17 protein-coding genes and 1 pseudogene are annotated in these 16,583 nt (G+C 38.4%); 4 read left to right on the plus strand and 14 right to left on the minus strand.

Going from position 1 to position 16,583, the window contains the following annotated elements; all coding sequences use genetic code 11:
- Positions 1 to 354: 354 nt before the first annotated feature.
- From JCM15457_RS08550 to yidA, 7 genes are all read right to left on the minus strand, one after another.
- A complete protein-coding gene (locus JCM15457_RS08550; protein WP_034989312.1) occupies positions 355 to 744 on the minus strand; it encodes a hypothetical protein in 390 nt (129 codons plus the stop codon).
- A 20-nt stretch (positions 745 to 764) separates the two neighbouring features.
- Entirely contained in the window at positions 765 to 1,010 is a 246-nt protein-coding gene (locus JCM15457_RS08555) for a hypothetical protein (protein ID WP_034989313.1), read from the minus strand.
- 173 nt (positions 1,011 to 1,183) lie between these two features.
- Positions 1,184 to 1,876, minus strand: a complete 693-nt coding sequence (locus tag JCM15457_RS08560; protein WP_051993401.1) for a hypothetical protein — start codon at positions 1,874 to 1,876, stop codon at positions 1,184 to 1,186.
- 171 nt (positions 1,877 to 2,047) lie between these two features.
- Positions 2,048 to 2,326 carry a hypothetical protein gene (locus JCM15457_RS08565; protein ID WP_152537304.1) on the minus strand — a complete coding sequence of 93 codons (279 nt, stop codon included), beginning with the start codon at positions 2,324 to 2,326 and terminating at the stop codon, positions 2,048 to 2,050.
- Between the two features lie 68 nt (positions 2,327 to 2,394).
- Positions 2,395 to 2,763 carry a hypothetical protein gene (locus JCM15457_RS08570; RefSeq protein ID WP_034989315.1) on the minus strand — a complete coding sequence of 123 codons (369 nt, stop codon included), beginning with the start codon at positions 2,761 to 2,763 and terminating at the stop codon, positions 2,395 to 2,397.
- Positions 2,764 to 3,075: 312 nt separating this feature from the next.
- Entirely contained in the window at positions 3,076 to 4,008 is a 933-nt protein-coding gene (locus JCM15457_RS08575; protein ID WP_034989316.1) for an NADP-dependent oxidoreductase, read from the minus strand.
- A gap of 266 nt (positions 4,009 to 4,274) precedes the next feature.
- Positions 4,275 to 5,090, minus strand: a complete 816-nt coding sequence (yidA, locus tag JCM15457_RS08580; protein ID WP_152537308.1) for a sugar-phosphatase — start codon at positions 5,088 to 5,090, stop codon at positions 4,275 to 4,277.
- A gap of 203 nt (positions 5,091 to 5,293) precedes the next feature.
- On the opposite strand from yidA, the gene JCM15457_RS08585 reads away from it, so the two are divergent.
- Complete coding sequence (locus JCM15457_RS08585) at positions 5,294 to 5,743, plus strand: HXXEE domain-containing protein (protein WP_235725656.1); 450 nt, start codon at positions 5,294 to 5,296, stop codon at positions 5,741 to 5,743.
- Positions 5,744 to 5,874: 131 nt separating this feature from the next.
- Here the strand turns inward: JCM15457_RS08585 and JCM15457_RS08590 are convergent, their stop codons facing one another.
- The 7 genes from JCM15457_RS08590 to iolG (JCM15457_RS08620) form a co-directional block, all read right to left on the minus strand.
- Complete coding sequence (locus JCM15457_RS08590) at positions 5,875 to 6,387, minus strand: GNAT family N-acetyltransferase (RefSeq protein WP_034989322.1); 513 nt, start codon at positions 6,385 to 6,387, stop codon at positions 5,875 to 5,877.
- A gap of 107 nt (positions 6,388 to 6,494) precedes the next feature.
- Positions 6,495 to 7,442: an NADP-dependent oxidoreductase gene (locus tag JCM15457_RS08595; RefSeq protein WP_034989325.1), complete on the minus strand. Its 948-nt coding sequence runs from the start codon at positions 7,440 to 7,442 to the stop codon at positions 6,495 to 6,497.
- A 7-nt stretch (positions 7,443 to 7,449) separates the two neighbouring features.
- Complete coding sequence (gene rihA / locus JCM15457_RS08600; RefSeq protein ID WP_034989327.1) at positions 7,450 to 8,391, minus strand: pyrimidine-specific ribonucleoside hydrolase RihA; 942 nt, start codon at positions 8,389 to 8,391, stop codon at positions 7,450 to 7,452.
- Between the two features lie 202 nt (positions 8,392 to 8,593).
- Positions 8,594 to 10,033, minus strand: coding sequence for a sugar porter family MFS transporter (locus JCM15457_RS08605; RefSeq protein WP_051993403.1), 1,440 nt, complete (start codon positions 10,031 to 10,033; stop codon positions 8,594 to 8,596).
- Positions 10,034 to 10,088: 55 nt separating this feature from the next.
- Positions 10,089 to 11,117, minus strand: coding sequence for a Gfo/Idh/MocA family protein (locus JCM15457_RS08610; RefSeq protein WP_034989328.1), 1,029 nt, complete (start codon positions 11,115 to 11,117; stop codon positions 10,089 to 10,091).
- 34 nt (positions 11,118 to 11,151) lie between these two features.
- Complete coding sequence (gene iolE, locus JCM15457_RS08615; protein WP_034989330.1) at positions 11,152 to 12,057, minus strand: myo-inosose-2 dehydratase; 906 nt, start codon at positions 12,055 to 12,057, stop codon at positions 11,152 to 11,154.
- A gap of 18 nt (positions 12,058 to 12,075) precedes the next feature.
- The gene (gene iolG / locus JCM15457_RS08620) at positions 12,076 to 13,092 is read right to left on the minus strand and encodes an inositol 2-dehydrogenase (RefSeq protein WP_081778236.1); all 1,017 of its coding nucleotides are present in this window, start codon (positions 13,090 to 13,092) and stop codon (positions 12,076 to 12,078) included.
- 498 nt (positions 13,093 to 13,590) lie between these two features.
- On the opposite strand from iolG (JCM15457_RS08620), the pseudogene JCM15457_RS08625 reads away from it, so the two are divergent.
- The 3 genes and pseudogenes from JCM15457_RS08625 (at position 13,591) to JCM15457_RS08635 (ending at position 16,578) form a co-directional block, all read left to right on the plus strand.
- Positions 13,591 to 15,029 (plus strand): annotated as a pseudogene (locus tag JCM15457_RS08625) (sugar porter family MFS transporter).
- A gap of 36 nt (positions 15,030 to 15,065) precedes the next feature.
- On the plus strand, positions 15,066 to 16,091 hold the full coding sequence (iolG, locus tag JCM15457_RS08630) for an inositol 2-dehydrogenase (RefSeq protein ID WP_034989332.1): 1,026 nt from the start codon (positions 15,066 to 15,068) through the stop codon (positions 16,089 to 16,091).
- A 25-nt stretch (positions 16,092 to 16,116) separates the two neighbouring features.
- Positions 16,117 to 16,578 (plus strand): heme-binding protein, encoded by a 462-nt coding sequence (locus JCM15457_RS08635; protein ID WP_034989335.1) that lies wholly within the window; start codon positions 16,117 to 16,119, stop codon positions 16,576 to 16,578.
- Positions 16,579 to 16,583 lie beyond the last annotated feature (5 nt).

Consider the following 16,583-nt stretch of genomic DNA (forward strand, 5'->3'; position numbering starts at 1 on the left):
CCATCTCTTGCTACTGTATTGAGCAAAAACAACATTTAAAGTAACTGGGGCAACATGAGGAATACCTTAAAGTTAAAGTGGAAAGCCTTTAACTCTGGGGTATTTTTGTAGTTAGATCTTTGCAATGACCAAAACTTAAACTCTCGATGTATACTTTGTGAGTGGTGGTTCCAGCAAAAATGTTACCTAAAGTCTAGCACTTGCAAACATTTCAAATTAGTGCATAAAGTTTTTTATTGTTTAATTTATATATAGCAAAAAAGCTTAATTTCAAGAATCGAATTAAGCTTATCTCAGCTAAGGTAAATCCCGCAATAATAAGATCCCTCTTCGCGATCCAGTGACAGCCGCAAATTATCTTTTCAATCCTCGTATTAATATACTTGCGAGCCCTGCCATGCACCCTAGTGACCCATAAAGAATCAGAGGTGTTTGCGGATTCCAGAACCCAAAGGGAACAAATAGGGCTCCCGAAACGATCAAGAAGAAGCAACTCCAATCCTGAATTTCGTTTTTAATATAATTTTGAAATATAAGTACGATCCCAGTCTCAAATTGACTTGACGTTGCCACAACCACTATAGTTTTGGTTGAGAGTGTTATTGTCTGATTCAGATCCGCTACTTTAAAAATTGAAAAATCAGTTATCCACCATGCAGTCAAACACACCAAAAACATACCTAAAACGAATTGACAAGCGTTCAAAACTTTATTTCTGATACGATCACCTTTATCTCTACACAAGTCTTCAAAACTTCCAATCCTCAGTTATTAAGCAACCAACCATCTTTGCACAGGTGATGTTGAAAAGTAAGCGGAACCCATAGCTTGGCCCTTCGCACACTCTCCAATGATCTCCACAGCAAAGGATCATGTCGTTCCTTTTTAGACAAATTAACCGGCAAGTACTGGCCTTTATCTGTCCGTGCTATAACAAGTGGGTAGATAACACTTATTATCTGTGCCGCGATAATCTCTGTTAGTTTATTTTTCCTGTCATCTAAAAGCATCGTTAGCTCCTCCTTACATAATACATGTTTTTCTAAAAGATCTCTTTATCCAGCTTTTAAAATTAATTCTTGGGACTATTAATTATAATCTGATCTTATCTTGTTAATGTTTTGAAAACGTTTAAAACTTGTTTTAGAAATGTTAATTTCTTTGCTAGCAGTCCTGTAGCTTTTTACTTGTCAGCCACACGCTTCTTCTGCTCAAGCAACACCTTTTCAGGATATTTCTTTTTTCGCAAAATCATTGCGAGTCCGACTAGGAAGAACAAGCTGCTGCAGCCCATACCAAATATTGAGCTGCTTGTACTTGCAAATCTGGAACCTTCCAGCGTCAATAGCGCACATTGTACCATTACAATAGAAACTACGGCATCAATGAAACTTATTATTCTTATTGCTAATTCAGCAGAATCCTTTTCTCTTAAACTATCGGTCACTTTGTAAAAAGCGGCCCCAAGTTTGTAAAAAGTTATGGTCGTTAAGCCATATATGACATAATCTGGATACAAAATAGTTTTATTGAAAAAAAGCATGTAGAGACAGACCAGTAAGTAAATAATGGCGATTAAGCAAATAAAAATACCACTGTGGCGAAATAATTTAAATTGCTGCTCGAATTTCGCAGTGTCTGTATCCAATTGACTAATACTTTCATCTTTTTTGAGTATATGTTTTCTCGCTGAACAGAGCACCAAATAATATATTGCTGTGATAATAAACCACTGTGAAGAAAAAAATATACCGCATATCATTTTGCCAAGACCAATAAGTACACTAGCAGCAAAAGGAAGCTTTGTGATGAGCAGAGACTTTGTGTAACAGCTTCTCAGATGTTTTTTCTCATTACTAGGTCTCCTTTTCAACATTAAGCATCCCTCCTAAAAAACATCTGCTGTGCTATCTAAACTAAAAAGCGCCTATTCACAGGCGTTAAGCATATATATTACTTTTGCTTTTAACTCGCACTAAATGAACAGACGCTTAAAAATTATTTTCTGTCTACTTCCCTGACACGCTGATGCTCGCTTATCCAGCTGTTACTTATTCTTTTCATCAAAGTTTTCGTTAATGTGAGCTCGCATATCTCTTAACATCTCTTCATATTCCTTACGATTTTCCTGCCTAACTTCTTTGCTATTTCTTTCGGCGTGCGAGAGCAACGTATTCAATTTGCCTTTCAAACCTTTTGCGTTTTTAAACTCTTCAAAATCTGGGTCAGCTTTTTTAGCCTCCTCGAATCTGGACTTTGAATCAGCTTTCACTGCATTGAAATTTTCTCTGTCAATTTTTTTCTGTTTCCCTGCTTCCTCTTTCATATTACTGAATGCCTTCTTAAAAAAATCCTTGTTTTCTGTCATAATATTACTGCTCCTTTTTTACGTTATTATTTTAATCCTTTTACGAGTGGAATCAGTCCCACCAAACTGAATATTCCTATAACTCCTACAATAATTCCTATAATTAAAAGGTCCCAGATCATTATTAAACACATTCCGGTTCCTAGTATCAAAGCCCCAACTATTCCAATTAATAATGTTAAAACAGTTTTTATGTTGACTTTGACTGGTGTCTTATGTTCCATCTTGCGCCAGACTATGATAGTAGCCAGTCCCAGCAGTATTCCAAGACATCCGAGCACGATTCCAGGAATGAATGCATTCCATTCTTGAATTGATGTCATGGACATCCCGCTTCCTAGCAACAGGACACTGATAATTCCCAGCATAAGTGCTACGAAACTACTTTTTTTCATTGTTCTATCCTCCTTAGATTATTATCTCTTCCAACCACAAATTCATAATATCTTAAGAATATCTATAATTTGTTTCTAAAATGTTTGAGAAATGTTAATAGAAAATATTCATTCATAATAGCGGGTTCTGCCTACTTCTTTCTTATTCTCAGCGGTTTAAAATGTTTTACTGAAACTCAGTTTTAATAAAATTATTCTGATGTTCTAAATTAATAAAAGAGGGGCTGTGCCAAAATTTCACTTTTGGCACAGCTCCCTCTAAAAATTGCGGTGGCAATCTTAACTTTATCTTCATAAAAGATTTTTTTATTTTTAATTTTTAATTACGATTTTCCCTTGAGCGTGATGACTTTCGCTACGCTTATGAGCTTCTCGCAGACCATTAGCCGACAGATCGAAAGTACTATCAATTATTACCTTGACTTTGCCTTGTTCAACTAGCTTGCCCAAGTCACTTAATTCTTTTCCATTAGGCTGTAACCACCAAGCTGAAACAGACTGCGTTCCAGCCTGCTGCTTTTCAGTTGGTTGACCAGCAATCGTTACAAGACGTCCTTCAGGTTTTAAAATACTTAACCCTTCATCTATCTGATCAATAGTATCAAAAACTGCGTCATAATCTTTTAGCACATCTTTAACTGAAGTAGTATGGTAATCAATAACCACATCTGCTCCCAATCGTCTTAAAAGCTCATTGTTTTTCGGGCTCGCTGTCGTCGCGACATACGCTCCTAGGTACTTAGCGATCTGGATTGCAAATATTCCTACACCACCGGCACCAGCCTGAATCAATATTTTTTCGCCTTTTTTAACTTTTAACTGATCCACAACGACCTGCCATGCTGTCAATCCAGCAAGTGGAATTGCCGCCGCTTCCTCAAATGAAACCCTCTCAGGCTTTAGTGCCAATTTGTCTTCTTTAACTGCTGCAAACTCAGCATAGGTTCCGCGTTTGCCGTCCTGATAGATATCCGGACGGGCAAAAACTTCATCTCCTATCTTGAATGAAGTAACATCTTTTCCTACTTCAGTAATGATTCCTGCTAGATCCCAACCTAAGACAACTGGAAAACTCCAATTAAACATGGCCTTCAGCATTCCTTGGCGTGCTTTCCAATCAATCGGATTGATACTGGTTGCTACTACTTTCACTAAAACCTCATCCGCAGCGATCTGGGGTACTTCAAGCTCTGCTTCATGAAGCTTTTCAGCAGAACCATATTCGTCAATTACAATTGCTTTCATAAGCTTTGTCTCCTTTTTCATATGTTCAAATTATACTTAGCGATCCTTAGTTTAATTCTAAAAGGTCATCTAGACCTTCTCACTAAATCTGCCATTATAATCAGTGCATGCCACAAAAATTCAAATAATTAAGCGTCTGTCGTTAAATAATAGTCGCATACGATATATATTAGCACGCAGCATAAGAAGGTCAAGTAATATTACTTGGTCTCCGCTATTCCTATAAATTCTGTTTTGTAAGATAAGCTCGACATCGCTGCATTTCGCTAATTCAATGCATATTTTTCAATAGCCCGTGCTACACCGTCATGGTTATTATCCGCTGTAATTATTTGTGCAGATTTTTTTAATTCTGGAATAGCATTCCCCATTGCAACGCCGATTCCTGCATACTCGATCATGCTCAAATCATTGCCTCCATCCCCAATTGCCATCAAATTATCTGCTGTCAGGTTTAACTCTTCGCAAAGTTTCTTAAGTGCACTTCCTTTGCTAACTCCTTTCGCATTTGCCTCATAATAAAATGGTGTGCTTCTTGTAAAGGTAACTCTGTCTTCCAATTTTGCAAATTCCGTGTAATCTTGCAGCGCCGCATCTAAAACTTCGGACTGGTCAACAAACATTGCCTTGACAATTTTGACACCACGCATTTCCGCAGGTGTTCGATAGGAAACATTTAAAGATACCAAACTAGATTCATATATTGTGTACTCTCCGATATCTCGATCAGCCGTATATATTCTATCCTTGCTAATCGCATGAAAATGAAGACCCTTTTTTCGTGCTAAATATTCTAGATCAACATAAGCCTCATAACCGAGTGGAACAGATGAAATAATTTTTCCATCTGTAGTCTGCACCAAAGATCCCCCAAAACTAACGACATACTGCTCTTGCTGACCACCTAATTGCAACTGCTCTAAAAGTGGCAAGACGCCTGCTAAGGGGCGTCCTGTACAGAGTACGACCTTGATTCCAGCTGACTTGGCTTTCTTTATTGCAATCTTTACGGAATCAGTCAGTTTCTTTTCTTCATCCACCAATGTATCATCAATATCAATTGCTATTACCTTGATTTTAATAACACTCACTCCCCTTGTTCGTAGATTTCATTCACATTAGTCACTACATTGGACCGCTTTCATCTTAGCACATACACTCAAAAATTAATCTCTTTAAGCATACGCCCTATGGTCATTTTCTATTTTTGATATTTTTAAAATCATAAATTACTGTTATCTTTATAGGAGAAACTCGGTTATTAACTATTCAGATTGGAGTATTATTGATAAACACTTTTTTTATGCTGCAAGAACTGGAAGAAATTGCATTTATACCTACTTGGATCGCAAAAATCAAAGCGCAAAAAAATAATCAGTTTATTCGACTGCTTCCGAACAGCAGCGCTAAAATTTTTACTTTGCTGGTGCTGGAAGAATATATGCTCTTGCTGATTATTATGCTTATTTGCTGGCAGGCGCAAGTACTTAATCTTTATTTCACTATAATGCTAGCCTATAATCTGGATATTTTAATTCATGTTGCGCAGGCTCTGCTGCTGCAAAGCTATGTTCCCAGTCTAAACTTAGGTATCATTTCTTTTTTGATAACAAGCGGAATGCTGTGGCAGGATAGTCACCTAGTTAATCCAGAAAAGGTCTTTTTATTCCTGCCGTTTATTATTGTTTTAATTGCAGCAAATCTACTTTTAATCCATAAATGGTTTAAATTCTAGCATGTTTGTACAAGATTATCAGCAAAAATAAGACACATCTTCAAAGCTCTTTGCCTTAAAGATATGCCTTTTCTAATAAAGTGGAATAATAAATTAATGAATTAGTTAGTCTGCTTAGAAACTGCCTCTACCTATAATATTTTGGACATATAGTATTCATTTACATATTGCCCGTCAACAAGTAACGCCTCTTTTCGTGTACCTTCAATGACGAATCCATTTTTTTCGTACAAATGTTGTGCAACTATGTTATCCTGCATAACAGTTAGCTCTAGACGTTTAACATCGTTGTTTCGCGCCCATACACCCATATCGCGAAACAATCTCGTTCCAATTTTTTGACCTCGATAAGCCGCAAGAATACCAATAACTACATAAACCGTATGTCTTATTCGCCGTGGTCTTCCTCGCTCAGCTGATAGATAACCGATCATTTTGCCATTTTTAATGACAGTTTCCAAGAAGTCTGTTTTTTGATTAGCTCCCTCAATAACCTTTTCTAGCTGCTTTGCTCCAACAGACAACTTGTCTCTCTCGCCAGGTTCATACATCATAAAATGTGTTTCACTATCCAGCTGAGTCATCAGCTGCCACAACTCGACCGCTTCAGCAGCCCCCCTAGGAATTTTGTAAATCAGATCCATGTGTTGCCCCCTATACATTGCCGCCCAACTTCATTAAGCACTTGAAAAGTTTCATGTGAAACAATATGTTAGGTTGTAGTTGCACTTTTCATGCCCGCAAAACCAAATCACTTTTTATCTACTAGGCTAACAATAACTTTCCCACTATGTTTCCCTTCCGCTACATAATCTTGACCTTTTCTGATATCTTCTAAATTAAAATTAAGCACCTTATCTATCCGTGTGTAAAGCTGTTTATTTCTAATCATCAGTGAAATTGCCGCAAAAGCATCACGATCAAGATACTTTTTCTGCGGAACAAGTACTTTAAGTGTAACTTTTTTCTTGTTTTCTTTTTGCGTAGGCAGTTGTGTTAAAGAAACATACACTCCTTTTCTTTTAACTATACTCAACCCAATATCTGTCCTTAAACCGTGATTAGTAGCATCTATTATAATATCCGCTGTGTCCTTTAAAGTAGACATTTCTTCGGTATTGTCCATATCGACAAACTTATAAGCCCCAATGCTAAGAACATATGCTTTGTTGATGATTCGATCAATTCCAATCACAGACAATCCATAAGCTTTGGCCATCTGAACAACCATCGAACCGACACCGCCGGAAGCTCCGAAGATCACAATTTTTTGCCCCGCGCGGGCTTGTGCTAGATGGATCAAAACATTATACGCTGTTATGCCAGAAAGCGGCAGACCTGCTGCTTCATAAACATCATATTGCTTAGGTCTGATACCAATATGCTCCGGTGAAACACAAAAATATTCTGCATAAGTTCCGTATCCCGCATGGGCGATTATCTCATCTCCCACATGATAATTCTCAACTTTCGCCCCTACTTTAATGATCGTTCCAACTGCATCTGTTCCCAAAATAGTTGGGAACAGCAGCAAAACAGAACTATTAAATCGTCCTTCTCTGATAGCTACATCTAAAGGATTCACAGCAAACGCCTTTGTTTTCACTAATATTTCGTGTGCTCCAATACTCGGCACATCAAGCGTGAATTCTTCAAGAACTCCTGAACTTCCATATTGATTAATACCGAAGGCTTTCATAATTCCCTCATCCTTTCTGGGAAAATAATTTTAATGTAGAAAAAACAAGCTCGGCAAATTTCTCACGGTCAATATCAAATAACACGTAAGCGTTTTTTTTGCGCTTCGTCAGCTCATAGTAATCTATAATCGTTTCACCAGCAGTCAGTTCACCTTTGGTTTCTACCTCCACATTGCATTCTTTGCCGGAAAAGATTTCCGGCGCTATCAACCAAGCAATCGTACAGGGATCATATATGGGCACCCCATTAAAATGTCTATTTCCATGGTTAAACTGTAAGCCGTAGAAATTCAACAAGGAACTGACTGCTTCAGAAACACTGGTTCGCAGTGACTTTATTTTTCTCAAATCTTGTTTAAGAAGCTCAGCTTTATATGCAACGTTTAACGGCAATAAAACTAAAGGAATTCCTGCATCAAACACAATTTTGGCTGCCTCAGGGTCAACCAACATGTTAAATTCTGTTGTAGGCTGCCAATTTCCAATCCCCATTCCTCCTCCAAGTACAACCAGCTTTTTAATTGATTTCTTTAATTCTGGATGAATTGATAGAAACAATGCAATATTAGTACATGGTCCTGTAACAACAATTGTAACCGGTTCAGGTTCTCGCCGTAATACTGCTGCAATTAGTTCGATTGCAGGAATGGTTTGAACAGGAAAGTCCGGCTGAGGCAAATCAGCCCCATCAAGCCCAGAAACACCATGCATTGTCACCCCCGTTTTTAGCTCTCGCATCAATGGTTTCCTATTTCCTGAAGCAACTGGAATATCTTTTTCTCCCAAAAGTGTAAGTATGCGCATTGCATTATTCAACGTTCTGGACGGCAGTTGGTTCCCCGCGGATGTCGTTACCGCTTTCAAATCAATGGTTGGGGATAAAACTGCCATCATTAAAGCTATTGCATCATCATGCCCTGGGTCACAATCTAAAATAATCTTTTCCACAGAGTAACACCGACCTTTTGCTTATAATAATGGATTCTGTCCAATTAAACATAATAAGATAAATTTAAAAAATTTACCAGTACATTTAAGTTTCCAAACAAAAAGTCCTAAACCCCTTCATCGGCTTAGGACTAAAAGCCCAAGGATATAATAATGGTTCGTACAGAAAAATTCAAAATAGGCTTTTTAAGAGTTGCTTAATTTACTTGATAGCGGAAGTTCCTTCATAATCCTTGTCGTACTTCGCTCGAAAATAACTTTCAACTTCTTCCAATTGAACACCTTTTGTCTCTGGAATTCGCGCATGAACAAAGAACAAACCTAGAACACAACATGCCGCGAAAATATAGAATGATGTTGCTAATCCGAGAACAGAAAGCATAACTGGGAAGAACAACCCTACTAAGAAGTTCGCAAACCAAAGTACGAAAATCGTTATTCCTGTCCCTAAACCACGATAACGTGCAGGAAAAATTTCCGAGTTAATCAGCCATGTGACTGGTCCAAGTGTACCTTGGAAAAACACGATGTAGATAAGTACAATAATCATGACTGCAACTCCTGACCAAGAAGCACCATTAGCAAAGGTCCGGAGTAATCCTACACAAACGAGACAAACTGCACAAACCGTCAACCCGCTGTATTCCAAAAACTTACGCCCTAAGCGATCAACTGTATACATTCCAATAACTGCACCTATACATGAAAACAACCCATTAGCGACATTTGAGATAAGTGCCGCCTTGGAACCAAAACCACTTGCTTCAAGGATTTGTGTTCCATAATACATTACTGAATTTATCCCCGCGAACTGTTGAATTACACCCAAGGTTGCCCCTGTAATAACAATCTGCAATATCCATGGTTTTTTAAAGTCGGCTAACGATGCTGCCTTTTCCTCTTGTTTCTTGTCCTTTTGAATAGCAGCTTTAATTTCCTTCATCTCTGAAGTAGCAGTTTCATTAGAACGCACACGCACAAGTGAGTTAAATGCATCCTTATATCGACCGTGAGCCGCAAGCCAACGCGGCGTTTCAGGAACGAAGAACATACCAACCCAGAGCAAGATACCAGGAATTGTTGCAACCCCAAGCATTAGACGCCAGATAGCAGCATTGTCTCCAAAAGCACTTCCTAGCCATGCATTAACCCCAAACGACAGAAATTGTCCAAAAACAATCATTAACTGATTCATCGAAACCATCTGTCCACGCATATGGGCGGGAGCAACTTCAGCTAAAAACAGTGGAACATTAGCTGATGCTGAACCTACAGCTAAACCTAGAATAAAGCGAAAAACTAAGAGGATACCTGCCCCAGGAGCCCAAGCACAACCTAGTGCCCCCAAAGAAAAAATAGCACCTAACCATAGCAAAACACGTTTACGTCCCATTCGATCACTCAATGGCCCACCAAGTACAGCACCAAATGCCGCTCCCAACGTCAAACCACTTGAAACAACTCCTTGATTGAATGGGGAGAGTGCTAGCTGACTCTTAGCAGACATAAATCCAAGTGATCCATTAACCACTGCGGTGTTATATCCAAACAGTAACGAACCCATACATGTAATTAATGCGATAAACCACATATATCCTCGCCGTTCACTGGGATGCCCAGCCATATCAACACCTTTATTCATTCCATCTCCTCCTCATTATTCCTGAGAAATACCAGTTAACTTTTTATATTTGCACTTATTCCTGATAAAACTTAGGACTTTCTGGAATGTCAAGATCCTGTGTTTTACCGCCTTCCTCAATTGATTTCAAGGCAGCATCGGCCGTAACTGCAGCAATGTAGCCATCCCATGCTGACGGACCGACAGGTGATTTGTCTTCAGATACATGTGCAATGAAGTCTCGAAATTCAATATCATATGCACTTTCAAAGCGTGCCTTCCAATCTGTCAGTATTTCTGTACTGTACTTAGCATCTTTCCTTAAAGCAACTTGAGGAACTGTTGGTAATTCGGCAACCCCTTCTTCACCAACTACATCACATTTTATATCGTATCCATACTGACACCGTACAAAAACCTCAACAGAAATATTGATCCCACTCTTTGTTTCCATTACCACGATCTGCGGATCCCGAATGTTCTTATTTTGGACATGGCGAGTCTGTTTCGGTAAATAAACCTTGATGTTCTTATAGTCATCGTTCAGTAACCAATGCATGACATCAATTTCATGGATCGCTGTTTCTATAATTGAGCGTGTTGAGTCGTACTCTTCTGGCTGTGTTTGATTATAATGACGACAATCTGCCATCAAAGGTGCTCCAATTTGACCACTGTCAATGATATGCTTCAACTGAACATATTCAGGCGCATAGTGCCGCATAAATCCAACCTGCAGCATTCTGCGGCCATGTTTCTGCTCTTCTTCCACAACATCCATACATTGTTTTGCATCCAAAGCCAATGGCTTTTCACAGAAACAGAATTTTCCTGCTTTTAACGCCGCCATCACAATTTCGTAGTGAGCCTCATTACTTGCAGTACATACTACCACTTCAACTTCTGGGTCATTAATTAATTCATGATAATCAGCATAATCTTTGGCTTCTAAACCTTGCTCATCCAACACCTTTTGCGCCTTACCTGGTACAATATCACAGACTGCCGTCACATCAACATTAGCAATCGTTTTCGTCAAACGATTCAAATGGTCTGATCCAATGAAACCAATCCCGATAATACCTACTTTTGTTGTTTTAGCCATAATAAAAATCCCCCATCTTAATAATATTTTTTATTTATTTTGAAAATAAGTGTTTTTCAATGTAACTGTGTGCAATCTGAGCCATCTCTAGCGGATTGGCCTTAGAAGGATCCTGCTCAGCTTCTATCACGATCCATCCTTTGTAACCATGTTTAACCAGTTCATCATAAATGGGTTTAAAATCTAGATCGCCATCTCCAGGTACCGTGAACATTCCATTTAAAAAGGACTCCTGAAAAGTAAGTTCTTTTTCTTTTGAATCTGCTTCTTGCTTCTTACGAACATCTTTGAAGTGAACATGAACTACCCGATCAATATGTTTTTTCAGGAGACTCATATAATCTCCGTCTGAAACATAAATATGTCCTGTATCATAAAGTAATCCTACTTTCTCAGGATCTGTATTAGCCATCAAGCGATCTGTTTCCTCTTCTGTTTGAATACCTGTTCCCATGTGATGATGATATGCAACTTTAATCCCGTAATTGGCAGCGATATCGCCATAATGATTCAGGCCTTCGCAGACTTTATCCCACTCAGCATCTGTAAAATGCGGCTTGTCTGTGAAAATATCGGCATTATCTGATCGTTGAATAGTGTATGTCTGCTCTGAAACAACTGCTACTGGTGCTCCAACAGCCTTTAAGAATTGACAGTGTTTCTCAAATGCCTCACTTGCTTTTTCAATCCCATCGCGAATAATGTAGCTGCTAAACCATTGACCTGCAATTTGCAGATTACGCAGCCTCAATTCATAGTTGAGTTTATCCGGTCCTGGGAAAAATCCTCCGACTTCTGTTCCTTGGAAACCAGCAACAACTATATCACTTAGTAGTTGCTGTAGATTGTTTTCTTTCCCGATTGATGGAATATCATCATTCCTCCAGCCGATCGGTGCAATACCCCATTTAATATTCTTGTTCTTTGAGCCTAAATTCATTACAAACTCCTCCTTCTTTTATTCGACCTCTGCTACTTTCTCAGCCTGTCCACTCAATAAAGAACGTTTTGCCGCCTCTGCCAAACGGATAGCACGAATACCGTCTTCAAAATTGCACGCGACTGGATGTTTCCCTCTAATCGCTCCAAAAAATGACTTTAATTCACGTGCGTATGCATCTTTATATCTTTGCAAAAAGAAATACATGGGTGTATCTGACAATGATCCATCTTTTCCGACAAAGATAGTTTCCGAGTTCAATACATTTTCAGCACGAGCTACACCTTTTGAGCCGAATAACTCTATTCTTTGGTCATATCCGTAAACAGCTTTTCTTGAATTATCAATAACCCCAAGCATTCCATTCGTGAACTTCAATGATATTACAGCTGTGTCAATATCCTTAAATTTACGAATGTTGTCATCGATTAGAACATTACCGAAAACATGAACCTCATCAATCTCCTGTCCAGTAATGAACCGTGCCATATCGAAGTCATGAATTGTCATATCCATAAAGATACCCCCAGAATGCTCAACATAATCCAATGATGGAGGTTCAGGATCTCTTGAAGTTATTTTCAATATTTGCTGCTCGCCTATTCTGCCCTCATCGCGGTGTTCAACAATTTTATCGAAATGTTTATCAAAGCGGCGATTGAAGCCAACTTCAAATTTCACACCTGTTTCATTAACAACCTTATATGCTTCAAGAATATCTTTATTTTCGAAACCAACTGGTTTCTCGCAGAAAATATCCTTGCCTGCCCTAGCGGCATCAATTGTGATCTGTGGATGTAGGTCTGTTGGGGTGCATATCAAAACTGCGTCTATCATCGGATCATCCAAAACATGATGATAATCCTTAACGAGGTTAGGAACTCTTGTATATTTTTCTTTCCAACTATTGTCTACAAGAATGTCGCAAATCGTTTTTACATGCACATCACTGAATGTAAGCAAATTTTGATAGTGAACATTACCGATCCTCCCCATTCCAATAATACCCACATTAACGTCCTTGTGATTATTCAAACTTAAGTCTCCCTTCTTTTACTTAATAAATTTGGATTATCTAGCATTTAAAGATCTCCGTCTGTAGTGAACAATCGATTGTGAAATTAATATCAAAAAGAACTAAAAAAATAACAACTTTTTAATCACACCCACATACTATCAGCAAAATAGTTCGTTGTAAAGCCATTTATCAAAAATATAAGTTTTAATGTAATCGATTTCTATATTTGATTTGACATTCACAAGTTCTCGTGAAATAATCGGTGGGTAGTTAGCTGATATTTCGTTCAACGGATAAAATCTCCTAAATACTGGCAATATGGTTTTTGTCACAATTAATTTTGTTACCTAATTCACTTTAAGTTCTAAGGAAAATAATGTTTAGAAGAAAATTATTTAACGACGGATAGCTATCTTAGGAATTATATTCTTGCTACGATTATCGGCAACTAAGAATTGAGAAAAACTATTTTTTATCCGGTTTGACCACAACGTATGCGAAAGAAGTTGATTCTGATGATTTTTTCAAAAAATAAACCTCCAGCCAAGTCTACTAATACCACGGCCCAAAAAAATCTGAAAAAAATTGCTATTCTTTCCACTTTCGGAGGCCTTCTTTTCGGTATCGATACGGGTGTCATTAATGGTGCATTAACATTCATGGCTTCGCCGCAGGAATTAAATTTAACTTCGACAGCTGAAGGGCTAGTTACCAGTAGCATTACACTAGGTGCTGCAGTAGGTGCTCTTGCCGCAGGTAAATTATCTGATCATTATGGTCGTCGCAAAGTTATGCTGGTTCTATCAATCATATTTTTGATATTCACCGCAGCTTGCTCGCTCGCACCTACTGCTCTCCTAATGATCACCTTTCGTTTCTGCTTAGGACTAGCAGTAGGAGGAGCATCTGTGATAGTTCCAACCTTTCTCTCGGAACTATCAACGCCGTCTATTCGTGGAAAACTTGTAACACAGAATGAATTGATGATCACTGGGGGGCAATTACTAGCATTTAGCGTTAATGCACTGCTCGGTGTTTTATTCAATGAACAGAGCAATATCTGGCGTTGGATGATCGCCTTCGGAATGATCCCATCACTTTGTTTGTTTGTAGGAATGCTAATTATTCCCGAATCACCAAGATGGATGGTGATGAAGGACAGGTCGCAGAAGCTCGTAAGACATTGTCCTCTATCCGTTCAACGCCAAAAGAAGCATCAAAGGAAATAGAACAAATTCAGCATAACTTAAAAAGAGAAGATGAAACTAAACAGGCGAAATTAAAGGACCTAACGATTCCTTGGATCCGCAGACTTATTTTAATTGGCGTGGGTATTGGAATTGTTCAGCAGATTATTGGGATAAATATCATGATGTACTATGGAACAACAATATTGATGAAATCTGGGTTCGGACACCAGTCAGCGCTTATTGCTAATATCTTCAATGGACTCGTTTCCGCGGTAGCCACATATGTTGGAATGCATTTGATGAATAGAGTAAACCGTAGAAAAATGCTGCTCACAGGTATAACAGGAACTGGTCTCTCATTGATGACAATAGCGCTTGTTTCTACCTTTCTATCTCAATCACCGTTGTTACCGTATCTCGTCATACTGACAACTATGATTTTCCTTGGTTTCTTTCAAGGATGTGTCTCACCAACTACGTGGCTGCTGATGTCAGAAATATTTCCGCAAAACTTGCGCGGTCTTGGAATGGGCATTTCAACGTTCTTTCTTTGGTTAAGTAATTTTCTAGTTGGCTTTGCTTTCCCTATCCTCTTAGCAAGGATAGGATTATCAGCAACCTTTATTGTTTTTGTAGGCTGTAACTTACTTTCCTTCTGGTTTGCTTGGAAATTTGCTCCTGAAACTCGTGGAAAGAGTTTAGAGCAGATCCAACTAGAGTTTCAATACGGGCAAAAAACGGGCATTGGGCCCGAGCAACATTAAAAAAATAAACAACTTAATATTATAGGAGGTTTTTTTATGAAAAAAATAAATGTTGGAATCATTGGACTAGGTCGAGCAGGTCAGATGCATTTGCATAACTTGATGACACTGCCAGAGGTTAATATTATCCAGTTGGCTGATGTTTTTATTGATAAATTTTCAGATAAATTGCATGACCTAGGCTTTGATAATCTGACCACAGACTATCACGATTTATTAAATAATCCTGAAATCGATACTGTTTTTGTCTTTACCTCGACGGATACACACGAACAGATCGTAACCGATGCCGCTAAAGCTGGAAAAAATATTTTCTGTGAGAAACCCTTGAGCATGAACACCATTGAGCGTGCTAGTCTGAATGTCTTAAAAGAAGTCAAAAAAAATGGTGTGAAGCTCCAAATGGGATTCAATCGCCGCATGGATCCACAGTTCCGTGACATCTACACCCAAGTTCGCAACGGCAATATCGGTACACCACAAATCGTCAAAATAACTTCACGTGATCCTGATTTGCTGCCGCATGATCTTATCCAAAGAATTGGCGGACTTCTCTTCGATTTTACAATGCATGATTTTGATATGGCGCGATATATGATGAATAGCAATATCAGTGAAGTTTATGCTAAAGGCGGAACATTAATCGATCCGACCTTAAAAGATATTGATGATATTGACACCCTCGCACTTGTTCTTCAATTCGAAAATGGAGCTTATGGTCTGATTGACAATAGCCGCAAAGCTGTCTATGGCTATGACCAGCGCGTAGAAGTCTTCGGCTCAAAAGGAATGCTCAAAGCTGAAAATGTTAGCCAAAGCACTGTCGAACTTTATAACAGTGCTAATAAAATTGAGAAAAAACCACTCCCCATTTTTGTTCAAAGATATCATGAAGCCTACATTGCTGAAATGAAAGCTTTTATCAATTCACTTATAGAAAATAATCCCGTTGTTGCTACTGGAGAAGATGTTATTATGGCCCAAAGAGCTGCAATTGCGGCGCAAGAATCCATGAAAACTGGAAAACCGGTGAAGGTCAATACTCACTTTTCTTTAGATTGATTCAAAAAATTGGGAGATTTTAAATATGAAAAGTACAATTGAGATTTTAGATCAAGAATTAATGGCAACTTTGAAACATTTCACTTTAAGTGATGTTCCTAAGCTAGTTGATGCAATCGAAAAGACCAGTAAAGAGGATTACCAAAGAATAGTCGTTGAAATTTATAAGGGTTCAAGGTTGGTTTTTCTCAGTGCTGGAAGCAAAACAACTTTTGAAAATAATCTTTGGGCAAAGAAGAAACATAACGTTGTTGCTCAATATGAGCATAGTTCCCTATATGAAAAAGCTGTGTACAAAGCTGATAACAAAGTTTTCTTCGAAAGCAGCGGCTGTTCCGCAGCTGATTATGCAATTGTAGGCGGTGGTTTCCCAATAAATGTAACTACTGTAGGATTTAGTGGTGTACTAGTTATTTCTGGTTTAACCGATGAAGAAGATCATGAACTAGCTTATACTGCATTAACTGAGCTTAAAAAAACACAGTGAGTCTA

The sequence above is a fragment of the Liquorilactobacillus sucicola DSM 21376 = JCM 15457 genome (assembly GCF_000612445.1).
Taxonomy (GTDB): Bacteria; Bacillota; Bacilli; order Lactobacillales; family Lactobacillaceae; genus Liquorilactobacillus; species Liquorilactobacillus sucicola.

Bases quoted from the DNA above. Each gene is read 5' to 3' on its own strand.
- JCM15457_RS08555 (WP_034989313.1), bottom strand. From the start codon at position 1,010: ATGCTTTTAGATGACAGGAAAAATAAACTAACAGAGATTATCGCGGCA.
- JCM15457_RS08560 (WP_051993401.1), bottom strand. From the start codon at position 1,876: ATGTTGAAAAGGAGACCTAGTAATGAGAAAAAACATCTGAGAAGCTGT.
- JCM15457_RS08565 (WP_152537304.1), bottom strand. From the start codon at position 2,326: ATGAAAGAGGAAGCAGGGAAACAGAAAAAAATTGACAGAGAAAATTTC.
- JCM15457_RS08570 (WP_034989315.1), bottom strand. From the start codon at position 2,763: ATGAAAAAAAGTAGTTTCGTAGCACTTATGCTGGGAATTATCAGTGTC.
- JCM15457_RS08575 (WP_034989316.1), bottom strand. From the start codon at position 4,008: ATGAAAGCAATTGTAATTGACGAATATGGTTCTGCTGAAAAGCTTCAT.
- JCM15457_RS08590 (WP_034989322.1), bottom strand. From the start codon at position 6,387: ATGGATCTGATTTACAAAATTCCTAGGGGGGCTGCTGAAGCGGTCGAG.
- JCM15457_RS08595 (WP_034989325.1), bottom strand. From the start codon at position 7,442: ATGAAAGCCTTCGGTATTAATCAATATGGAAGTTCAGGAGTTCTTGAA.
- JCM15457_RS08605 (WP_051993403.1), bottom strand. From the start codon at position 10,033: ATGAATAAAGGTGTTGATATGGCTGGGCATCCCAGTGAACGGCGAGGA.
- JCM15457_RS08610 (WP_034989328.1), bottom strand. From the start codon at position 11,117: ATGGCTAAAACAACAAAAGTAGGTATTATCGGGATTGGTTTCATTGGA.
- iolE (WP_034989330.1), bottom strand. From the start codon at position 12,057: ATGAATTTAGGCTCAAAGAACAAGAATATTAAATGGGGTATTGCACCG.
- iolG (WP_034989332.1), top strand. From the start codon at position 15,066: ATGAAAAAAATAAATGTTGGAATCATTGGACTAGGTCGAGCAGGTCAG.
- JCM15457_RS08635 (WP_034989335.1), top strand. From the start codon at position 16,117: ATGAAAAGTACAATTGAGATTTTAGATCAAGAATTAATGGCAACTTTG.